We start from the raw sequence: 18223 nt of genomic DNA on the forward strand, positions 1-18223 counted from the left end.
TTCACCTCCTCAATTTTCTACTGATATATTATAAATTGCCTGTAAAAGAATTTACTTTGAATAACAATGCATTATTCAATTGCAATTATAAGCTTTGTTATATGAAATACCTTTCGGAAACAGCTTCCATCTATAGTCCAAAAGGCAATTTGAATCTGCCTCTCTTCCCTTTGCCTCCCATTAAGCCAGACATCTGCTTCATCATTTTCTTCATCTGTTCCTGCTGTTTTACCAGCTTATTCACTTCACTAATATCGACACCAGCACCTTTTGCTATTCTCTTTTTTCTAGAAGGATTTAAAATTGCCGGATTGCTTCTCTCTTCTTTTGTCATGGAATAAATGATTGCCTCTACACCTTTAAAAGCATCATCATCCACCTCAAGATCACTTGGAAGCCCCATATTAGGCAACATGCCAAGCATGCTTGTAATGCCACCCATTTTCTTTACTTGTGCCATTGAGTCTAAGAAATCATTAAAATCAAATTCTGCTTTTTTAATCTTGCTTTCTAATTCCTTTGCTTTCTCTTCGTCAATCTCACTTTGGGCTTTATCAATCAAAGTAAGAATATCACCCATCCCCAGAATACGGGATGCCATTCTGTCCGGATAGAACTGTTCCAAATCGGAAAGTTTCTCACCCATGCCAATATATAAAATAGGTTTTCCCGTTACCGCACGGATGGAAAGGGCTGCACCACCTCTTGTATCCCCATCCAGCTTCGTAAGGATAACACCTGTAATACTGATTTTACTGTTAAATGTCTCTGCTACGTTTACCGCATCCTGACCTGTCATTGCATCAACTACAAGAACCGTATGATCTACATTTACGTTATCTTTAATTTCAATTAACTCGTCCATCATGCTTTCGTCAATATGAAGCCTGCCTGCAGTATCTAAAACAACCACATTAAAGTTATTCTTTGCAGCATGCTCAATAGCAGCCTTCGCAATATTTACCGGCTTGTGCCCGTCTCCCATTGAGAAAACTTCAACACCCTGTTTTTCACCATTTATCTGTAACTGCTTAATTGCTGCTGGACGGTAAACATCACATGCAGCTAGCAAAGGACGTTTTCCTTTTTGCTTAAACTTGCCTGCAAGTTTTGCAGCAGTCGTTGTTTTACCAGCACCTTGTAAACCACACATCATGATAATGGTAATGTCACTGCCCGGTTTTAACATAATCTCTTTGGTTTCATCTCCCATAAGAGCTACCAGTTCTTCATTTACAATCTTAATTACCATCTGTGCAGGGGTAAGGCTGTTCATGACATCTTGGCCAACTGCCCGGTCCTGTACTGTTTTAATAAAATTCTTTACAACCTTAAAATTAACATCCGCTTCGAGAAGAGCCATTTTTACTTCCTTTAGAGCAGCTTTAACATCTGCTTCCGTTAAACGGCCTTTTCCTTTTAAATTTTTAAATACATTCTGCAGTTTTTCTGATAAGCTGTTAAATGCCACATGTACCATCCCTTCTATAGTTCATCTAATATTTTAGTTGAAATATGCTGAATTTTTTCTACATTTTCATTATACCCGCCAATCTCTTTCGCAAGAGACTGAATCTGGTTCACCATTTCCTTGGTCATCTGAAATTTATGAACTAATGAGAGCTTTTCTTCATACAAGCGAAGTTCTTTGCTGCTCCGTTTAATGATATCATACACACCTTGTCTTGTCATCCCTTTTTCAGCAGCAATTTCACTTAAGGAAAAATCATTCAAAATGTAATCTTCAAATATCTCACGCTTATGTTCTTTAAGTAAGGCACCGTAGAAATCGTAAAGCAGCGAAAGCTCTACTACATTATCCAATTCCATATTAAGCACCACCTGTAAAGTTTTTTTCTTTACATTACGTAGTATATCCTATTAAAGAATGATTGTCAAGTAAATTTCTTTACAAAATAAGAAACCTGTTCTCCATGAAACAGGTTTCTTATAATTAATATACTATTATAGCTAAATATTCTTTACAAGTTCGTCCAGTTCAGTATACACGCCTTGAATTTCTTTTGTAAATCCATCAATTTTATCCATAATGGTCTCTGTAGAAGAAGAACTTTCCTGTGAGCAGCTCGAGATTTCTTCCGTTGTAGCTGATAACTGATTAATACTGTTAACAATCGTCTTATTAGAATCATTAATTGTATTCACATCTGTTACAATTCCATCTACTAAGGTCTTCAAATCGTTCATAAAGTCACCACTGCTGGAAAAACTCTTATTTACATCAACAATTTTTTGGTTCTGCTTATTAATGCCTTCCACAGATTCCTCAAGAATTCTCATAGTGTTGTCTGTAACTTGACCTAATTCCTTTATAATTTCTGTAATCTGTTCTGTTGATGTCTTTGTTTCATCAGATAAATTACGAATTTCATCCGCAACAACTGCAAAACCTCTTCCTGCATCACCAGCACGTGCTGCTTCAATGGATGCATTCAAAGCTAACAGATTGGTCTGATTGGAAATGGATAAAATCGCATTTGTAATTTCAGAAACATCACGAACTCTTCCAACCAGCGTTTTGATAATTTCGGACATCTGATTGGTATTTTCATTTACACTGTGGGACTGTTTCGTCAGATCCTGTGCCAGCCCAATACCGTTCGTAATAATATCTAATACCTGTACCGTTGTATTATGTACTGTTTCCACGTTACCCATTGTTTTTCCAATCGCATCCTGAATATCTGTCGTCATATTTGCCTGATGGGTAATTTCATTAACCGTTTCCTCTGTGCTATCTGCAATTGCACGCATGGAAACATTGTTATTCTCTGCCTGACGATTGATTTCCTGCAGTTCTTCCATAATTTTATTAAACTTATCATTAATTTCCGTTACAGTTGAAACTACTTTATTTGCTGTTTTTTCATTTTTTTGTGATTTTTCAATAATTTCTTCCTGGCTTTCACGCATAAAATTAGACAAGAGCCTTGTTGCCAAACAGAATACAATACCCATTACCATAATCATAAATAATGTATACATATATTCATCCGAATTAAGTTCAACATGATTAACCGTTTTAAAAACAATATTAATTATATTTACTAACTCAGTAACTATTGCCAATGAACCTATGAACTTTACATCAAGAAACAGTATCGCAACAAACATTATTGGCAGCATATACGTATAATAGCATATGTATGGGAACATAAGCAAACCCACTGTATAATTTATCATAAAAACAATTGACATTAAATATAAAGCCCTTTTTGCACTAGCAAATTTCCAAATTAAAACAGTGTTAATTATGATATCAACCACAGTGAACCCTACAACTAAGCCAAAATAAATTCCTTGCAATTTCAAAGAAAATGAACTCATAATATAAAAACTACATAAAATCAGTATTGTAACATAAATAACCTTACTACAACGCTTAATCTGATGTTCTGCCAAATCCATAACACTTACCCCTTTTCAGTTATTATTTTTCTTTCACAAGTTGGTACTTTCTTATAAACTAAATACTCTTCTGCAGCGTACTTAGCACCCCCCTCTCTTTAGCTATGTAAATAAATTACGCAAAAATGCTTTTATCTGTAATATTATATCATTTATACTTTTTTTAATCAATATTTTTGCATGTTAATAAAAAAGTTTGTGAAATATATCTATTTTTCAGAATAAAGCAAAAGGACTAAGTTTTACTCATTTTAACTTAGTCCTTCCACCTTATATATTCACTATTATTTTAACTAAACCAGTTGTAATTCTCTCTCATCTGATGAATTCTGTTCTACACCACAAGCAACTTCATGCAGCCCTTCAATTACCTGATCCAGAATATCATTGTAATCAATTCCATTTTTATTAATATACTCTGCATTAATTGTCATTTTTCCATTAACCGTAATAACTCCCAGATTGCAATCTAACAAAGGATCTAGTGGAGAACCAATATATAATTCATCAATCTGGTATTTTCCATATACAGTTGGTATCTTGATAACTCCTAAATTACTAGACAAAAACGGAATAGTCTGGTCTCCTAAAGAAAGTGTATCTACATACTCCTTCACTATTTTATGTTCAAATCCTTTTTTATGTAAAAAGTTTGATGCATCTATTAATGTTCCATCTAAAGAATTCATAATAAGAGTTCCAAGTAAAGGAGTTGATAAATCTTGAGCATTGCATTTCATAATGTTATGTATGATTCTGGCATTATCCCAAAAACTTAATTTCTCATCATAGAAACAATCCACAATGAGTGAATTAACAAAATTTCCATAGGAAGAAAATTTATCTGTACGACAATTTACAACATAACCCATTTTCATTTTCTTTCCAAAGGCTCTGGAAGCTATGGTATACAATAATGAATTTACGGTTATGCCTTCGGCACGACACAATTGTACTATGTTTTCCATATCTTCTGCACTGACTAAATCACGTCTTACTTTTATAGGATTGTCATTCCAGTACTCTTCACTAAATTCTTTAAACTCCTCATAACTAAATATCATCTTCTCATCTTTCCACTCTTCGTTAAATTTATCTACTGTTGCCTGAAGAAGATCGTTTAATCGTACATGCTCCATAATATCATCATTAGTCAATACTTGAATCTTTTCCATATTAGGCACTTCTAATTCTAAATCTCCATTATTTTTATCTATTGTGTCTAAATTCTGCATAATCTTCTGTACTAGCATAAGCAATGACATGCCATCGCCTACAATGTGATGCTGCACAATGTTCATAACTATGTAATCTGATTTTGGAATAATTATAAAACGCTGAAATTCTCCTTTTGCTAAATCAAAAGGAATACTGCTCTGCTCATTAGTAAATTCTTCTGCAGATAATTCATAGTCTCTGACTTCTATGTATGGCTCATTAACTGACTCTTTTGGTACAAAATAATATTCTCCATCAATATCACCCAGAATACGGCAATTTAAGATCTGATAATTTAATACTGCATTAGATATTGAAGCTTTAAGTGCCTCAATTGATGGATTTCCTAAAATTTTAAAATTAAATATCTCAGTAGAAACTGGATTAAATAAAAAATTTCTTCCTGTTTGAAGTTTTGTAATCATTTTAAACACCCTTTCTTTTTCATCTTCTCTTAAAAACCAAAACTACCTTTTGATTTGTTACTTCGTTCTTTGATTGAATTTATTATAGCATTGAACACCTTCATCAACAAGGAATCCTTCCTATTATGTTGTTATTTTCAACATTAGTTATGTTATTTTCAATGTTTTTAATATTTTTTACATTTCTAAATCATGCTTTAGGGTAAATTTAAACATCTAAGTCCATAAAATATAAGTATTGTTAAAATAAATAACTAAGTTTTCGTACATGTACTATAAAGGTCCGACTCTTTTTATATGAAATTAACAAACGCTTTTGTCATAAAGTAACAAAACATAAAATAGAATAATTAATAACTGTTTTTTTTATAAACGCTGCTATGAAAAAAAGTTTATTTTTTCTACTCTCCTTACTATTTTCCTTTACTTTTTTTATCTGCTTTGCCAGTCAAAGCAAAATACAGACAGTTTCCATCCAGATCCAGAAACTGCTTCCCAACAAAATCCTCCACATAACCAATGCAACGTATACCTGCAAAAATGGAACTGAAGTTTTTCATGCCTTCTATTCTTTTCCCCAGTTCACCAGCACTTTTACACAATCAGCTGCTATGAATACATTTTACCTTGATAAATACTTCACCGATTACAAAAAAATTGCGTCTCTTCGTGATCTTGCAGTCACTGGCACAATCCCTCTGAATACTTCCTACGCCTACGATCACACCTTTGAAATAACCTATCTGTCCAGCAATTTTATAAGCATTCTGGAGAATACATACGAATACGCAGGTGGAGCACATCCTGACAGCTACTACGAAGCCCATACTTTTTCCTTAAATACAGGCAAACAGCTCTCCTTAAGTAACCTCTTTTTAAGTTCAAAAGCCAATACAGAGAAAACCATAAAGAACTTTCTAATAGGAGAAATCCATTCAAAACCAGATGAATACGATTCAAATGCAATAGACATAGTAAAAAATATGCCTTTAGAATCTTTTCATTTTTATATAAAAGAGGGGAATGTCATCATTTTCTTTAATCCCTACGAAATTGCACCATATGCAAGTGGGCTTGTGAAATTTAAATACGAACTCTAAAATCCGATTAAAAAACAGCTGGCATACGTAATAACTACATATACCAGCTGTTTTCTATTTCTTATATTCAACAAATCGATTCATTTCTAATATCTGAATGAACTTTGCAAGGCGTTCGTACAAAGGTTCCGCTTCTTCTGCAAATTCTTCCTTTACAAGACGTCCTATCTCATATACATCTTTTGTGCCATCTATCTGCCGCCAGACAAAACTGCCAAGCGCATCTAATGTATAATAAGAGAATTTCGGAGTTTTCTTTCTTAATATTCTCGCAAGTTTATCATATATGGACTTACGTTCTACACACATAACAATATTTCCATCTTCATTTTCTTTGAACTTTTGAGCCTCTGACTTTACGGGAATAAAGTCCAAAAAGTTTACTTCACCTTTGTTTTTCTTCTTCATATTCCTATTTGCTTTCCTTCTTTCCTGCTGCAAAATAATATAAAAGTGCAGCCAAACCTGCAAAACAGATTACAGAACCTGCCATTCCCAATGAGAAACTGCCTGAGATATCAATTACTTGAGCTAATGTTTGCTTTCCTGCTGGAATCAGAGCAAATACCGCAAGCAAAATACCTACCAGACCTTCACCAGCAATCATACCTGATGAGAATAAAATACCTGGTTCTACGTCTTTATTTTTCTTTTCTACTACAAAACGAATAAGACCACCAGCCATGATACCAGCACTTAAATGTACTGGAAGGTATAAACCTACTGCAAATGGCAAAACAGGAATTCCTAACAATTCAATTACAACGGCTAAACAAGCACCAGCTCCAACTAACCCCCATGGAAGGTTTGCATTCATAACACCTTCTACAATCATTTTCATTAAAACGGCCTGAGGTGCTGGTAATTCAGCTGAATCAAACGTCCAAGCTGCATTTAACAGATATAACACTCCACCGATTGCAATAGAAGCGGCAATAACACCAATGATTTCACCAATCTGCTGTTTCTTAGGTGTAGCCCCTAAAATATAACCAGTTTTTAAATCCTGTGAAGTATCACCGGAAATGGCAGCGATAATACAGATTACAGAACCGATTGCGATTGCAGAAACCATTCCTGCATATCCAGTCTGACCTGTATATTTTAAGAATAAGGTTGCTACTAATAAAGTTGCAATGGTCATACCAGATACTGGGTTGTTACTGCTTCCTACTAGACCTACTAGACGAGCAGATACGGTAGCAAAGAAGAAACCAAATATGATAATAATTAAAGCACCGAAGAAGTTTACTGGAAGTGCAGGAACTAACCACATAACGACTGCGATTGCAACAATTGCTACTAAAATGTGTTTCATAGGGATATCAGCATCTGTCCTGACAGAACTATCCCCGAATTCCTTATTTCCATAATCTTTCATTGCCTTGCCAAAAGTTGAAACAATTAGTGGCATTGATTTAATTAAGCTGATAATACCGCCTGCTGCTACTGCACCTGCACCAATATATTTGATATAGCTTTTCCATATAGCCCATGTACCCATTGCAGAAATTGCAACATCACTTGGAAAAAGTACTGTATCCCCGCCAAACATAGAAATAAGCGGCATTAACACAAACCATCCTAATGCACCACCAGCAAACATTACCGTTGAAATTTTAATGCCACAAATATAACCAACACTTACTAATGCTGGAAGAACATCTGCACCAAAACCTGCTCCTTTAAATTTCTTAAAAGAATAATCTACTTCACTAGGAAATAATTTAATACCATCTGTTACAAATTTATAGATACTCGCAATTCCAAGTCCCCAGAACACAGCTGCAGCAGAAGCTCCACCTTCTTCACCAGCTAAAAGCACCTCTGAACAAGCTGTTCCTTCTGGATAAGGAAGTACACCATGTTCCTTCACAATTAACGCTTTTCTAAGTGGAACCATAAATAAAATACCTAGAATACCACCTAGCGCAGCAATTAATGTAATCTCTATTAATGATGGTGCTGTCTTGCCATATTCTGTTGCCCACATAAACAATGCTGGAATTGTAAAGATTGCCCCGGCAGCAACGGATTCGCCTGCTGAACCAATTGTCTGGACCATGTTATTTTCCAAAATAGATTCCCTTTTTAAGATAATTCTCATTACGCCCATAGAAATAACAGCAGCTGGAATGGAAGCTGATACCGTCATGCCTACACGCAGCCCTAAATATGCATTGGCCGCTCCAAACACCACCGCTAAGATGATTCCTAAAAGGACAGATGTTACTGTTAATTCAGAAATATCCTTGTCTGCTGATATAAATGGTTTAAACTCTCGTTCCTTCTTCTCCATAACCTACCTCCGATGTAATTATTATAATGTTAAAAACTATGGATATTTATACATTCTGCTATTGCATTAACTTACTAAAGTGTACAAACAGAATAGTCTATACTATTTTACATATTTTTATGCAGAATTGCAACATAGATATTTTTCTATCAATCACTTATGCAAAGTTTCTCTTAAAACTGACATAGAAAAAGAGCTGTCACACTGGACAGCCCTTTTCCCCATTTATTTTTATACTGGATAAGCTCCATTTTTTGTGTCTGCAGCCTTTGCATCCACACCTGTCTGCTGAGCTTCTCTATACTTGAAAAACTCTGTTGCAACTTGTGGAAATAAAGCATAAGACAATACATCTTCATCTTGCTGGATCCATTCTGGATTCATTTCACTCTTAATCTTATCTAATTCAGGTTTTAATAAATCCGCAGGACGGCAAGTAATTGGTTTTTCATCCCCTAATGCTTTTTTCTGCACTTCTTTGTTAAAAGGTTTTGCTGTCTGTCCATAGTCGCCATGTAACACTGCCTTTGTTTCTTTTGTCATCATCTTATACCGTTCACCCATGACCACGTTTAACACAGCCTGAGTACCAACAATCTGAGAAGATGGTGTAACTAGTGGTGGTTCACCAAGATCTTTACGTACACGAGGAATTTCTTTTAATACTTCATAGTATTTATCCTCTGCATGCTGCTCCTTTAACTGACTAACCATGTTGGATAACATGCCACCAGGTACCTGATATAATAAAGTCTTAATATCAACACCCATTACCTTTGGATTTAATAATCCACTTGCAAGTGCATCATCACGCATTGGCCTGAAATAATCCGCAATTTCCGCTAATAAGTTCTGATCAAAACCTGTATCGTATTGGGAACCTTTGAATGCTTCCACCATGACTTCTGTAGCTGGCTGGCTTGTTCCCATAGCAAATGGAGACATTGCAGTATCAATTACATCACATCCAGCTTCCACTGCTTTCATATATGTCATAGCAGCAACACCAGATGTATAGTGTGTATGTAACTGAATTGGAATCTTAACAGATTTCTTCAGTTCCGTTACTAACTCAGTTGCTTTATTTGGCACTAAAAGACCTGCCATGTCTTTGATGCAGATGGAATCTGCACCCATGGATTCAATATCTTTCGCTTTTTGTTTCCAATAATCCAATGTGTAAGCATCACCCAAAGTGTAGCTTAATGCAATCTGTGCATGGCCTTTTTCCTTATTGGCTGCTTTAACAGCAGTTTCAAGGTTTCTTAAGTCATTTAAACAGTCAAAGATACGAATAATGTCAATTCCATTTGCAATGGATTTCTGTACAAAATATTCTACTACATCATCCGCATAATGACGGTATCCCAAAATATTCTGGCCTCTAAATAACATCTGAAGCTTTGTATTTTTAAATCCAGCCCTTAACTTTCTAAGTCTTTCCCATGGATCTTCCTTTAAAAATCTTAAAGATGCATCAAACGTAGCACCACCCCAGCATTCTACCGAATGATATCCTACTTTATCCATTTTTTCTATAATCGGCAACATCTGCTCTGTTGTCATTCTTGTTGCGATCAACGACTGATGCGCATCACGTAATATTGTTTCCGTAATTTTAACGGGCTTCTTTTCTGCAGCCATTTTTTACCCTCCTTAATGGTCTTCAGACACATAGGCCTGATTTGCTTAGAATTAAGCTATTTTATAATAATCCATGTCAGCTCTTTCTACACACCAAATATCGCCATAAATACACCTGCTGCAACTGCTGTTCCAATAACACCAGCAACATTCGGTCCCATAGCATGCATGAGCAGGAAGTTTGTAGGATCCGCTTCCGAACCAACTTTCTGTGATACACGGGCAGCCATAGGTACGGCAGATACACCAGCAGAACCAATTAAAGGATTTACTTTTCCATGTGTTAAAATGCACATTAACTTACCAAATAATACACCTGCTGCTGTTCCAATTGCAAATGCAATCAGACCTAACACAACGATTTTAAGTGTTGTTACTTTTAAGAAAGCTTCTGCACTTGTTGTTGCACCAACAGAAGTACCAAGCAAGATAACGACAATATACATCAAAGCATTGGATGCTGTTTCTGCTAACTGTTTTACAACACCGGATTCTTTAAATAAATTTCCTAACATTAACATACCAACCAAAGGTGCTGTTGTAGGAAGTATCATAACAACTACGATTGTAACAACGATTGGGAATAAGATTTTCTCAAGCTTTGACACTGGACGTAATTGTTCCATTTTGATTTCACGTTCTTTTTTTGTTGTAAGCAGTTTCATAATCGGCGGCTGGATAATAGGTACTAAAGACATATAAGAATATGCTGCTACTGCAATCGGTCCCATATATTCTGTCTGTCCTAATTTACCTGCAAGGAAAATAGATGTAGGGCCATCTGCACCACCGATAATTGAAATTGCTGCAGCTGCTTTGTTGTTGAATTTCAAAGCAATGGCTGCTAAGTAAGCTGCGAAAATACCAAACTGTGCCGCAGCACCAAGTAAAAAGCTCATTGGGTTAGCAATCAGCGGACCGAAGTCAGTCATAGCACCAACACCCAAGAAAATAAGTGAAGGAAGAATGCTCCATTCGTCTAATTTATAAAAATAATGAAGCAAACCAGTATCACTCATAATATCCGGATACATATTTACTAATAACATACCAAATGCAATTGGTACTAAAAGCAATGGTTCATATCCTTTTTTAATCGCCAGATATAAGAAGAAACACGCTACAACAATCATCAGATAGTTTCCCCAGCTTAAGGAAGCAAATGCTGTCTGTTGTAAAAGGTTATCCAGCGTATTTAACACGTAATCCATCTTGTTTCTAACCTCCCAGTTATATTTTCGGGAATTCCCATTTGTAAGATGCTTAGTTTAATGTAGCCAATACATCTCCTGATTCAACCATGTCACCAACAGAAACATTAATGCTTGCCACTGTTCCATCACTTGGAGCAACTACTTCGTTTTCCATCTTCATAGCTTCAAGGATTAATAAAACATCACCTTTTTTCACTGCCTGGCCTGGGTCTGCTTTTACACCTAGGATTTTACCTGGCATTGGAGCATTTACTTTTACTCCGCCCTGAGTACCTGCTGCTGCCTTTGGTGCTGCCGCTTTTGGTGCTGCTGCCTTTGGTGCTGCTGGAGCACTTCCCTGTCCGCCTTCTTCTACTGTAACATCATAAACATTTCCATTCACTGTAATTGTATATGTTTTCATTGTTTTTTCCTCCTATTTCCATGTATCCATTCTTAAGCATTTTTCCATTTGCTAGCATTACGTTTCTTAATAGAGCGAACCACTAAGCCTTCTGCTGGTGCTTCCTCTCCCATAGATGCCATAATAGCTGCGGTAATAACTGCAACTAATTCTAAATCATCCGTTACATCTTCTTCTACTGGTGCTGGTGTCATTGGCTGTGGTGGTGGTGCTGTCTCACTGGCTTTCACTGCTGCTGCTTTTTTAGCCTGCTGTTTTCCAACAAAACCAAAACTGCCGATAACTAAACTGATTAAGATCAAGATTACAAATACAGTTCCCATACCCATTAACGTATTCAGGCCTGCTTTGGACATAATCTGTGAAGCAGTTTCTTCTTCCTGAACCTGAAGAGTAGTACCTTGTTTGATATTGCCATTCATATCAAATGTGACGGAAAATTTAATTTTTCCTTTTTCAAATTCACCAAACATATCTGCCGTTACAAAATACTGCTCTGTCTCTGCTTCATATACCGGTTCTTTAATGTCAACATCTGTCTGGCCTTTTAACTGGCCAAGTTTATCTCTTAAATCACCCCAGGCTTTATACTGTGCGCGGGTTTCTTTATCATATTGGATTTTATCGTTATATACAATTGAGAAATCAAATCCTGCCCACTGTTCAAAGTTCTGTGTCATATTTGTTTCAATAAGCTGTTTCGCATCCTCGGTCAAAGAAGGTTTTTCTTCTTTGGCTTTCCCGCATCCGACCACAAAAATCATACAAAGCACCAAAGACAAAAGCAACGTAAGTTTCTTTTTCATTCTGATCACCTCATTCTAAACCGTACCATGCTTTTTGCTTGGACGATTCTCTCTTTTTGTGAATAGCATATCAAATGCGTATAATAAATTCTTTCTTGCATCAGCCGGAGCTATAACCGCATCTACATAGCCACGGCCTGCTGCAGCCTGCACGCTGGACTGTAAGGAATCATATTCCCTTGCTTTTTCATTTACAAAAGAAGCCTTGTCCTTTGCATTCTTTATTTCATCCGCATACATGATTTTAACTGCTTCTTTTGCATCCATCATGCCAATTTTTGCATTTTCAAAAGCAAACACCATATCTGCACCGATATGTTTTGAATTCATTGTAATATATGCACTTCCCATAGCCTTCCCAGTTACTACGTTTACTTTAGGAACTGTAGCATTAGCAAATGCATACGTTAATCCTGCAGCTGCTTTTGCAATTGTTTTTTCTTCGCATGTGCAGGCCTTATAGCCAGCAGCATCTGTCAAGGAAAGAACAGGAATGTTAAATGCATCACAGAAGTTTACAAACTGTGCAGCTTTTTGACATCCTTTTGTAGTAAGCGTGCCATCAAATTTTTCTGTAGTTTTTCCTTCTTCATCAATAAGAGCTGTACGGTTTGCAACAGCACCTACAGTTGCTCCATTTAAACGGATGAAACCTGTAACCATTTCTTTTGCAAAGTCTTTCTTTACTTCCATAAAGAAATTATCATCGGAAATGTCTGCCAATGCTTTTGCACTGTCTTTTGAATCTGCTAAATATGTAAGGCGGTTTAAATCGTCATTACATTCATCAAAAGAATCATCATCTTCGTTATTGCAAGGCAAAATTGTTACCAGGGTACGGATCTGATTTAATACAGCTGTTTCATCTTCTTCTACAAAATCAGCCACACCTGACTCTGCTTTAAAGCCTGCTGCACTTGTATCACATTTTTCTGTGTAATTGCCTTCCAATACGTTTGGTGAGTTCACAAATAATTTTGAACCTTTTTCTGCCATAAAAGTAAAATCACTTAAAGATGCAGAAACAGCAGAACCGCCGCCACAGGAACCGAATACGGCTGTAATCTGCGGAATCACGCCTGAAGCCATTGTCTGTTTTAAGTAAAGTGTTCCAAAACCTGCCAGGGCATCTGCAGCTTCCTGTAATCTCAATCCTGCACAATCAACTAATCCAATGACTGGTGCACCCATCTTTAATGCAAGATCGTATATTTGTGCAATTTTTCTGGCATGCATTTCGCCAATTGAGCCTCCTAATGCGCTGGCATCCTGACTGTAAACATATACTACGTTTCCATCAATTACACCATAACCGGTGATGACACCATCTCCGGGAACTGATTTTCCTTGCATGTTAAAATCTGTGCTTCTGTTTGTGATCTGAGCACCAATTTCAACAAAACTATTATCGTCTAGCAATAAATGAATTCTGTCTATTGCTGACGTCTGTGCTGTATTACTCATGTTCAGCCCTCCATTTGTATTTTATATTGACAATAAGTTACCACAATTTTCTGCGGAAATTCTTACTGGTTAAAAGTAAAACCAATTTTCTGCCGATTATAATTTTATCTTATTTACAGCAAAATAGCAAGCTTATATTGATATTTTCTTCACAAAATTACAAAAATGCTTTGTCTCTATTGTTTTCACACGAAACAAAGCATCTTTTCTTTTATACTTCTGGATTCAGTATCTGAATCATTTTGCTGTTGGCAAAAAGCATACATATTGTAAAGCCTGTAACGCCTGTACATAAAAACATAACAGCCATGCCAGTCCCCTCCGCATTTCCAAGCACATAAATCAGCATACGGGCCAAACCTGTTCTTTTTTGAAGCATAGGTTCAAATACATATTGTGATAATGCTCCTCCTAAAAGAATGCCAAGGGGGATTGCAACAAACTTCATGGCATTTCTTACAGCAAAGACCCGTCCTTGTATTTCTTCTTTCACATTACTATAAATAAGTACGTAATGTGCTGCTGACACAAAAGGTATCGGAAGACTTGCTGCTATTCCGGCAATGCTCCACACATATACATTTCTGCCCAGTGCCATAAGCAGATCCCCAAATAAAAAAGAGACTGCTGCTGAATAAAACAGCATTTTCACTTTATTTCTTGGCATTTTTACAATACTTACAATCAGCCCTCCAGCAATGCCAGCAGCACCAATCAATGAAGTAACAATCCCTAGCACATATTCATTATTATTACTTCGTGCCAGAATCATGGCTGAAAGAATATTTTCATAAGAAAGCCTAGAAAGGAAATTCAGCAGCACCATATAAATAATTATATATAAAATTCCTTTCTTTTCTTTTAAATACCGAATGCCTTCCTTAAATCCATACAACATGCCATCTTTCTTCTTTTCCTCTTCTATACGGTTCGGAATCGTAATGAAAAACAGCATAATGGATACTGCAAAAAAGAACGTCGCAATATCAAAAACAAGAACTGCTGGGATTCCCAGAAATCCCATAAGGGAACTTGCAAGCATTGGATATAATACCGTAGTCAGGTTTTCCGATACGGAACTTAAACCGCACATTTTTTCATATTTCTCCTTTGGCACTATAATTCCAAATGCCACAGAGGAAGCAGGTGACTGCAGTGCTTCAAAAACCCCTAGTGCAAAATTAATCAGATATATGTACATAAGGTTCATCTGATGTCTGTACATTAAGACGCATATAAAAAAGGAACAGATAGCAGAACAAGAATCCGTAATCATAATAATCTTCTTTTTATCATGTTTATCCACAAAATTTCCTGCAAAAATGCTTACTAGTGTTTTAGGTGCAAATGTAAAAAAAGTCAGCAAAGAAACTTGCATGACGGAACCATATTTCTGATAAACCCATATAATCAGAGCATAGCTTGTCATCATGCTTCCCAGTTCTGAAACTGCCTGGCTAAGCCAAAATAGTATGTAATTTTTTGTACTTTCCTTTTTCATATATTTTCCCTTCTTTTTATGAGTTCAAGTATATTTTCCTTTATTCCTAGACCAGATTATATTTTACATTATTTATCATTCTTCTTCAAGCTTATTAAGACTTGCGTTTTCCACAATTTTATTTTTCTCCATTTTAATCAGAAAAAATGCCGTTTAGCGATTTTTTCAAATCTCTAGAACGACACTCCCAAGCCTCATCATAGTTTTAATATTCCAATTATTGCCTATAAGCCCAAATCTTCCTTCGATATATCCATGCCATCTCTCCAGATTCTCTCCAAATCATAAAACAGCCTGTCTTCCTTGGAAAAAATGTGTACAATAACATCGCCATAATCCATAAGTACCCAGCTGCTATTGCCGATGCCTTCCATTCTTTTTGGATTGAAACCTTCTTTCCCAAGTTTTTCTTCCACACTGTCAACCAATGCCTGTACCTGAGAAGCATTCGTACCGTTAGATATAATAAAATAATCTGCCAATATGGAGATCTCATCTACTTTGATAACTTTAATGTCTTCCCCTTTTTTATCCTCTAATGCCTCATAGGCTAATCTTGCCATTTGCTTTGAACTATCCATTCAAATTCTCCTTTCGATATTCATGTAATAGGAATACGTCTCTAAAGTTGTTTCATCTATCTCTTTTCCCTCTTGAGTGCTTAAATACTCTATGGTCTGCTGCAAAATAGTCCTGATACATTCCTCCAAATCGTGAAAAGCCAGATGGCGTACAGCTTCTAATCCCTCTATCCTCATTCTGCCTGGTTCTATATAATCTGCAGCAAAAATAATCTGTTCCAGCAAAGACATATCAGGACGGCCGGTTGTATGGTAAGTAATTGCATTCAAAATATCATCTCTTTCTATATGATATTTCTCCTTGGCAATACTCGCTCCTACCTTTCCATGAAGAAGATAAGGATTTCTTCTCTCCACATCACTAATAGGCAGGCCCTTCTGTTCACATGCCTCAATCATTTTTTTGTCACTAAAGTACTTGGCACTGTCATGAAGAAGGCCGGCTAAAAATGCATCCTCCATATCCTCCTTATGGCACATTGCCATAGATGCTGCTGTATACGCAACACCTAATGTATGTTTGTACCTTTTTGCTGGCAGGCTTTCTTTCATATCTTTCATTACCTGATTTAAGAAATCCTCTTTGTTTTTCATAGGAAACAATCCTTTCTGGCACTATTTTTTCCTTGTAATGCTGTTTTCTAAATACAGTTTGTGTTCTTCCATATAATAGCGGACTTTCTCATCTACGAAATAACGGACATCTTCACCATTTTTCCTCATCTGGCGGATGCCGCTTGAGGAAATCCCGATAGTCGGCATATGCACAACTTGAATTGTACCGCCATATCTATCCGTAAGATAATTAATCTGGCTTAACAGCTTCTCTTCTGGAATTCCATAGCGGGATGCTGCTAAAATAGTTGCCAGCGAAAGAATGCTTTCTGGCTCCCTCCATTTTTCAAAATCAAACAAAGAATCTGCCCCTATTATAAAATAGTATTCTCGGTTTTCATCTATTTGATGTAGTTCCCGCAAAGTATCCACCGTATAAGTAACTCCCTCTCGTTGAAATTCCATATCAGAAAATGTAAAACAGGGGTTATCCTGTATGGCCAGCTTCACCATATTGGACCTGTCTGTAAAAGAAACCTGCTCTTTTATCACCTTATGCGGCGGATTCTTAGATGGCATAAATACCACTTCGTCCAGTGCAAACTGCTTTCTTGCACATTCGCCTGTAATAACATGTCCTAAATGAATCGGATTGAACGTTCCGCCCATAATTCCAACCCGCTGCTTTTTGTTCACAGTCTCACACCCTTATGGTAACTGAATTTTTTTCTTGTTTTTCGATTCTTTATATAAAACTATCTTCTTTCCAATAACTTGAACAACTTCAGATTTGGTACGTTCTGCTATTACTTGTGCAATGCTTCTTGGATCATCTATACAATTTTTTAAAACACTGATTTTAATCAGTTCCCTAGCCTCAAGTGCTTCCGAAACCGCTTCTGTTACTTCAGGAGTAAGGCTTGATTTTCCTATCTGGAAAATGGAATCCATGTTCATTGCCAGTCCTTTTAAATATGCTCTTTGCTTGCTTGTCATGTTTACCTCTTTTCTTAAGCTTTTGCTTAAATCACATAATATTTTATTTTATCATTATATTGGATATTTTTCAATAAGGAAATTGTACTGCCAGACGAGACATTATTTTTCTTATCTAGTCATTACAAAAGAAGTGCTACACGTTTCTGGTATAGCACTTCTAAGTTTTTTCTTATTCTTTTACATGCCTTTCATTTATTTCATATATTTCATACAGCTCCATTTTATTTCTTTTCCTAAGAGATCTACGAATACACACCATAACCGCATTTCTTTGTTCTAATGATAATTCACCATGTTCAAATCCTAACAGCATAGGCTGGTTTGCTCCAATCAGCTTTTTAGGTTTTGTTTTATACCTCCAGTAAATCACAGGATGGTTATGGATCATGGTTTCTCCAAAATACGTTGCTATATCAAGTGCTATTACTAGGGTAAGGTTGACAGTTTTGTATTAACGTCTTTAATCATTTCCCTTTCGTATTTGTTTTTCCCTTCCATCATTTTTTCTATTTCTTCATCCGTCATTTTTTCTTCCACAATTTTATCTTCAAACCATTCCCATAAGTCAATTAACGATTCTGGTGA

19 protein-coding genes are annotated in these 18223 nt (G+C 36.2%); 1 reads left to right on the forward strand and 18 read right to left on the reverse strand.

Annotation, left to right across the window (positions count from 1 at the left end; translation table 11 throughout):
• Nucleotides 1–130: 130 nt before the first annotated feature.
• From ffh to BMY85_RS15965, 5 genes are all read right to left on the reverse strand, one after another.
• Nucleotides 131–1471: a signal recognition particle protein gene (gene ffh / locus BMY85_RS13800; protein ID WP_092478867.1), complete on the reverse strand. Its 1341-nt coding sequence runs from the start codon at nt 1469–1471 to the stop codon at nt 131–133.
• Nucleotides 1472–1485: 14 nt separating this feature from the next.
• The gene (gene ylxM / locus BMY85_RS13805) at nt 1486–1830 is read right to left on the reverse strand and encodes a YlxM family DNA-binding protein (protein WP_330387312.1); all 345 of its coding nucleotides are present in this window, start codon (nt 1828–1830) and stop codon (nt 1486–1488) included.
• 141 nt (nt 1831–1971) lie between these two features.
• Nucleotides 1972–3429, reverse strand: a complete 1458-nt coding sequence (locus tag BMY85_RS13810; protein WP_092478851.1) for a methyl-accepting chemotaxis protein — start codon at nt 3427–3429, stop codon at nt 1972–1974.
• Between the two features lie 293 nt (nt 3430–3722).
• Nucleotides 3723–5072 (reverse strand): condensation domain-containing protein, encoded by a 1350-nt coding sequence (locus BMY85_RS13815; RefSeq protein WP_092478852.1) that lies wholly within the window; start codon nt 5070–5072, stop codon nt 3723–3725.
• A gap of 413 nt (nt 5073–5485) precedes the next feature.
• Nucleotides 5486–5632, reverse strand: coding sequence for a hypothetical protein (locus BMY85_RS15965; RefSeq protein ID WP_242939749.1), 147 nt, complete (start codon nt 5630–5632; stop codon nt 5486–5488).
• Between BMY85_RS15965 and BMY85_RS13820 the strand changes: the two genes are divergently transcribed.
• The gene (locus BMY85_RS13820; RefSeq protein WP_242939748.1) at nt 5585–6172 is read left to right on the forward strand and encodes a DUF3298 and DUF4163 domain-containing protein; all 588 of its coding nucleotides are present in this window, start codon (nt 5585–5587) and stop codon (nt 6170–6172) included. The two genes, BMY85_RS15965 and BMY85_RS13820, sit on opposite strands and share 48 nt — an antisense overlap.
• Nucleotides 6173–6226: 54 nt before the next feature.
• Here BMY85_RS13820 and BMY85_RS13825 read toward each other — a convergent pair whose 3' ends face one another.
• The 13 genes from BMY85_RS13825 to BMY85_RS13885 form a co-directional block, all read right to left on the reverse strand.
• On the reverse strand, nt 6227–6580 hold the full coding sequence (locus BMY85_RS13825) for a PqqD family protein (protein WP_092478854.1): 354 nt from the start codon (nt 6578–6580) through the stop codon (nt 6227–6229).
• Between the two features lie 4 nt (nt 6581–6584).
• Complete coding sequence (locus BMY85_RS13830) at nt 6585–8471, reverse strand: OPT family oligopeptide transporter (protein WP_092478855.1); 1887 nt, start codon at nt 8469–8471, stop codon at nt 6585–6587.
• Nucleotides 8472–8702: 231 nt separating this feature from the next.
• Nucleotides 8703–10115 carry an oxaloacetate decarboxylase subunit alpha gene (locus BMY85_RS13835; RefSeq protein WP_092478856.1) on the reverse strand — a complete coding sequence of 471 codons (1413 nt, stop codon included), beginning with the start codon at nt 10113–10115 and terminating at the stop codon, nt 8703–8705.
• 86 nt (nt 10116–10201) lie between these two features.
• Entirely contained in the window at nt 10202–11326 is a 1125-nt protein-coding gene (locus tag BMY85_RS13840; RefSeq protein ID WP_092478857.1) for a sodium ion-translocating decarboxylase subunit beta, read from the reverse strand.
• A 52-nt stretch (nt 11327–11378) separates the two neighbouring features.
• Nucleotides 11379–11732, reverse strand: coding sequence for a biotin/lipoyl-containing protein (locus tag BMY85_RS13845; RefSeq protein ID WP_092478858.1), 354 nt, complete (start codon nt 11730–11732; stop codon nt 11379–11381).
• A gap of 32 nt (nt 11733–11764) precedes the next feature.
• Complete coding sequence (locus tag BMY85_RS13850) at nt 11765–12538, reverse strand: OadG family transporter subunit (protein ID WP_092478859.1); 774 nt, start codon at nt 12536–12538, stop codon at nt 11765–11767.
• Between the two features lie 15 nt (nt 12539–12553).
• The gene (locus tag BMY85_RS13855) at nt 12554–14002 is read right to left on the reverse strand and encodes an acyl-CoA carboxylase subunit beta (RefSeq protein WP_092478860.1); all 1449 of its coding nucleotides are present in this window, start codon (nt 14000–14002) and stop codon (nt 12554–12556) included.
• Nucleotides 14003–14213: 211 nt separating this feature from the next.
• Nucleotides 14214–15503: an MFS transporter gene (locus BMY85_RS13860; RefSeq protein WP_092478861.1), complete on the reverse strand. Its 1290-nt coding sequence runs from the start codon at nt 15501–15503 to the stop codon at nt 14214–14216.
• A 224-nt stretch (nt 15504–15727) separates the two neighbouring features.
• The gene (gene rsfS / locus BMY85_RS13865) at nt 15728–16084 is read right to left on the reverse strand and encodes a ribosome silencing factor (protein WP_092478862.1); all 357 of its coding nucleotides are present in this window, start codon (nt 16082–16084) and stop codon (nt 15728–15730) included.
• Complete coding sequence (yqeK, locus tag BMY85_RS13870) at nt 16085–16678, reverse strand: bis(5'-nucleosyl)-tetraphosphatase (symmetrical) YqeK (RefSeq protein ID WP_092478863.1); 594 nt, start codon at nt 16676–16678, stop codon at nt 16085–16087.
• 21 nt (nt 16679–16699) lie between these two features.
• The gene (nadD, locus tag BMY85_RS13875) at nt 16700–17335 is read right to left on the reverse strand and encodes a nicotinate-nucleotide adenylyltransferase (RefSeq protein ID WP_242939747.1); all 636 of its coding nucleotides are present in this window, start codon (nt 17333–17335) and stop codon (nt 16700–16702) included.
• Between the two features lie 12 nt (nt 17336–17347).
• Nucleotides 17348–17635 carry a ribosome assembly RNA-binding protein YhbY gene (gene yhbY / locus BMY85_RS13880; RefSeq protein WP_092478864.1) on the reverse strand — a complete coding sequence of 96 codons (288 nt, stop codon included), beginning with the start codon at nt 17633–17635 and terminating at the stop codon, nt 17348–17350.
• A gap of 172 nt (nt 17636–17807) precedes the next feature.
• Nucleotides 17808–18026, reverse strand: coding sequence for a hypothetical protein (locus BMY85_RS13885; protein ID WP_092478865.1), 219 nt, complete (start codon nt 18024–18026; stop codon nt 17808–17810).
• Between the last annotated feature and the right edge of the window lie 197 nt (nt 18027–18223).

The organism is [Clostridium] polysaccharolyticum (assembly GCF_900111595.1).
GTDB lineage: Bacteria > Bacillota > Clostridia > Lachnospirales > Lachnospiraceae > Clostridium_AI > Clostridium_AI polysaccharolyticum.